The 3,532-nt window shown below is 59.1% G+C and carries 3 protein-coding genes; all 3 read left to right on the forward strand.

Annotated features, from left to right (window positions below):
- The first annotated feature begins 153 nt into the window (after nt 1-153).
- Genes P0D89_RS51640 through P0D89_RS51655 form a run of 3 tightly spaced genes read left to right on the forward strand, consistent with a single transcriptional unit; the run spans nt 154 to nt 3,386 of the window.
- Nucleotides 154-1,308 (forward strand): porin, encoded by a 1,155-nt coding sequence (locus P0D89_RS51640; protein WP_408368670.1) that lies wholly within the window; start codon nt 154-156, stop codon nt 1,306-1,308.
- 45 nt (nt 1,309-1,353) lie between these two features.
- Nucleotides 1,354-2,391: an amidase gene (locus tag P0D89_RS54780; protein WP_459252686.1), complete on the forward strand. Its 1,038-nt coding sequence runs from the start codon at nt 1,354-1,356 to the stop codon at nt 2,389-2,391.
- Nucleotides 2,388-3,386 (forward strand): formamidase, encoded by a 999-nt coding sequence (locus tag P0D89_RS51655; protein WP_408368672.1) that lies wholly within the window; start codon nt 2,388-2,390, stop codon nt 3,384-3,386. The genes P0D89_RS54780 and P0D89_RS51655 overlap by 4 nt, the downstream gene beginning before the upstream one ends.
- Nucleotides 3,387-3,532: the final 146 nt, after the last annotated feature.

Here is a 3,532-nt window from a genome sequence, read left to right on the forward strand (position 1 = left end):
CCTTCAGGGGGATTCCGAATTTGGGCGGGGTGGGTGCAGCCCCGTCAAAATTCTCTTGACGCAGGGAGCCGTTCAGGCGCACTAGCGGATCACTTCTGCACGATAGTTTGTATTACGAACTAATTGTTAATTAAAGTCGGGACGAGGGCATTGATGTTGATGAAGAAATACTTGGCAGCGATCGCACTGACGAGCGGTGTCGTTTCCGTCGCACATGCGCAAAGTAGCGTAACGCTGTACGGCGTGCTCGACGAAAGCCTCCAGTACACTAACAGCGAAAAGGCCAATGGGCATGCGGGTCCGTCCTGGGGACTTGCCACGGGGGCAAACAACACCACCGTCTTTGGTATCTCCGGCAAGGAGGATCTTGGCGGCGGCATGCACGCCATCTTCAAGCTGGAAAGCCAGTTCGACATAAGTAACGGGTCGAATGCCTTCGGCAGTGACTTGTTTGGGCGCCAGTCATGGGTTGGCCTCGCGGATGATCGATGGGGTACGGTAACGTTAGGCAAGCAGTACACGCCCGTCGCCGATTTTCTGTGTCCGCTCTCGGCCTACTGCTCGTTCGGGGGGAACATGTCGGCACATCCCTATGACAACGACAACGTCGGCGGCGGCTACACGGTCAGCAATGCGGTCAAGTACCAGAGTCCTGTCATCGGCGGCTTTCATTTTGGCGCCATGTACGCCTTCTCCAACGCCGCCGGTCAGTTCACGAGCAATAACCTCCTGAGCTTCGGTGCCGGCTATGACAATGGACCATTCCACATTGCCGCAGCCTATATGGACGCCACCAACCCGGCGAGCGGCGCGAACGCCAGCACTGGGGCCGTCGGATCGAACATGGCTTTTCTGCCAGCCGCCAATCAACGTGTGTTGGGCGCGGGCGCCAGTTTGGATATCGGGAAGGGCGTAATCGGCGTTCTGTATACCCACTCGACCTTTCTCGCTCTTGCGACTGGCGGAACGTCCTTCTCCGATATCAGCGGTGACGATTTGCGCTTCGACAACTATAGCGTCTATGGACACTATCCGTTGAGTGAAGCGTTCAGTCTCGGAGCTGGGTACACGCTGTCGACCGAGCATCTTTCTGGGGCGACGGCTGCCACGCTGCACAATCAGCAGATTACGATCGACGCCGACTATCGTTTGAGCGGGCGAACGACGCTCTACGCGGAAGGCGCTTATCAGCACGTGTCGGGCGGCAATGGCTTGAGCCTCTCGTACGCTGAGATCGTTACAGCGGCCGATGCTTCGGCAACGGACAGCCAGACCCAGGTCAGCGTGGGGATCCGCCACGAGTTCTAAGAAACGCGATGTTCGCCTGGTTCCGAACCCGGCGAGGAGATGCAGATGACCTTCAGGCAGCAGATCTGTGGAATGGCTGCGACCGAACTTGTCGAGGCCAACCGCACGAAGCAACTTTCACCGGTAGAAGTGGTCGATGCTCATCTGGAACAAATGGAGATACTCGAGCCTTCGATTCACGCGTTTTGCACGGTGACGACCGAAGCCGCGCGCAAGCGTGAGCAGGAGGTCGAAGCACGCATCCTACGTGGTGAGAAAGTAGGTGCCCTGGCTGGCGTGCCGGTGGGCAACGAGGATCTGGTGTGCACGGCCGGTATCATGACGACGTCCGGATCGGCCGCCTATCAGAAGTTCATTCCGGACGAAGATGACGTGGTTGTTGAGCGCCTGAAGGAGGCCGACGCCATCATCGTCGGTAAAACCAACGTGCCGGAATTTGGGTACAGCGGTGTGGGCCATAATCCGATTTTCGAAACCACACGCAATCCGTGGAATTTGGACCTCACCCCGGGCGGGTCCAGCGCCGGCTCAGGCGCAGTGGTGCCCAGTGGCAAAGTTCCGTTTGAGATCGGAAGCGATGGTGACGGGTCGATCAGAATCCCCGCGGCACATTCTGGTAGCTATGGCATCAAGGCCTCCATGGGTCGCGTTCCGCTTTATCCCGGCTGCCGCGACGAGCGATATCCGGGTGTTTCAAGCTGGGAGAGTCCTGAGCATTGGCCCGATGAGTCGCACGGTAGCCGACAGCGCGCTAATGCTATCCGATCAACCTCACCGGGCAACCTGCAGCCTCCGTGCCGGCGGGTTTCACCGATGACGGATTGCCCGTTGGATTACAGATTGTCGGACGTCATCTGCACGATCCATTGGAGCTGTGTGCCTCGGCGGCCTTCGAGCAGGCCCGGCCCTGGCGAAAGCGCTGGCCGCAACTGCTTGCCCAGGCCGGTCTCTCGCAGTGAGTCAGTAAAGTGGGAATGTGGAAGAGCAAATGGCGTGTTTGGCCGTCATATGGGCGTCCCACAGCGACGAAACGAAACCGGACCATCGCGCCCACAATCTTGCAAAGAGGAGATTAACGAGTGAGTTCAAGCGGACTGGGCGGACTGAACAAGTCGCCGAACGGCATCGTAGTGGGCCTTGTACAGTTGCAGAACCCTGATGTATCGACGCCGGCGCAACTGGTCGCGCAAACGCAGCGCATCGTCGAGCTGGTCGGCAAGGCGCGGCGCAACAATCCGGCGATGGATCTTGTCGTGTTCCCCGAATACGCGCTGCACGGCTTGTCGATGAGTACCGAAGCCGCGATCATGTGCCGCCGCGACGGCCCGGAAGTTGCCGCATTCAAAGCTGCCTGCGTGGAGCACCGGATCTGGGGCTGCTTTTCGATCATGGAACACAATCCGGAAGGCAACCCGTACAACAGCGGTCTTATCATCGACGATCGCGGTGAAGTGCAACTCTTTTATCGGAAGCTGCATCCCTGGGTCCCGGTCGAGCCGTGGGAGCCGGGCAATCTTGGCGTGCCGGTCTGCACGGGCCCCAAGGGCGCGATCCTCTCACTCGTCATCTGTCATGACGGCATGTTTCCGGAGATGGCGCGCGAGGTCGCGTACAAGGGCGCCGAGATCATCATCCGAACCGCAGGCTACACGGCCCCGATCCGTCACGCGTGGCGTGTGACAAACCAGTCCAACGCGTTCCAGAACCTTGCGCAGACCGCGAGCGTTTGTCTTTGCGGCACCGATGGCACATTCGATTCCATGGGTGAAGGGATGTTCTGCGACTTCGACGGCACCATCCTCGTCGAAGGGAGTCATCGTCCGGACGAAATCATTACCTGCGAGATGAGGCCCGATATGGTCCGTGAGGCACGCATCAATTGGGGTGTGGAGAACAACATCTATCAGCTCGGGCATCGAGGTTACGTTGCCGTGAAGGGCGGCGCAAGCGACTGTCCTTACACCTTCATGCAGGACATGGTGCGCGGGACATACCGGCTGCCGTGGGAATCCGACGTGCGCGTGACCGACGGTGCGTCATGCGGATTTTTGCCGCCTGAGCGTCACTACAAGAGGTGAACGCAAAAACGCCGGGGCGCAGGCTCTGTCCTTCGCCGAGGTCTTGCCGGCTGTGGTGCAAATTGCGGGCGCAAGCAGAAAACGGTGTATTCACCATTGCATCATCGTGCTGAAAGGACTGCCTTCCAAACAGCCGGCGCAGTGGT

The organism is Paraburkholderia sp. RL18-085-BIA-A, assembly GCF_046027075.1.
Taxonomy (GTDB): domain Bacteria; phylum Pseudomonadota; class Gammaproteobacteria; order Burkholderiales; family Burkholderiaceae; genus Paraburkholderia.

What these genes read in the sequence shown, in the direction of transcription:
- P0D89_RS51640 (WP_408368670.1), top strand. Translation starts at nt 154, where the DNA reads ATGTTGATGAAGAAATACTTGGCAGCGATCGCACTGACGAGCGGTGTC.
- P0D89_RS54780 (WP_459252686.1), top strand. Translation starts at nt 1,354, where the DNA reads ATGACCTTCAGGCAGCAGATCTGTGGAATGGCTGCGACCGAACTTGTC.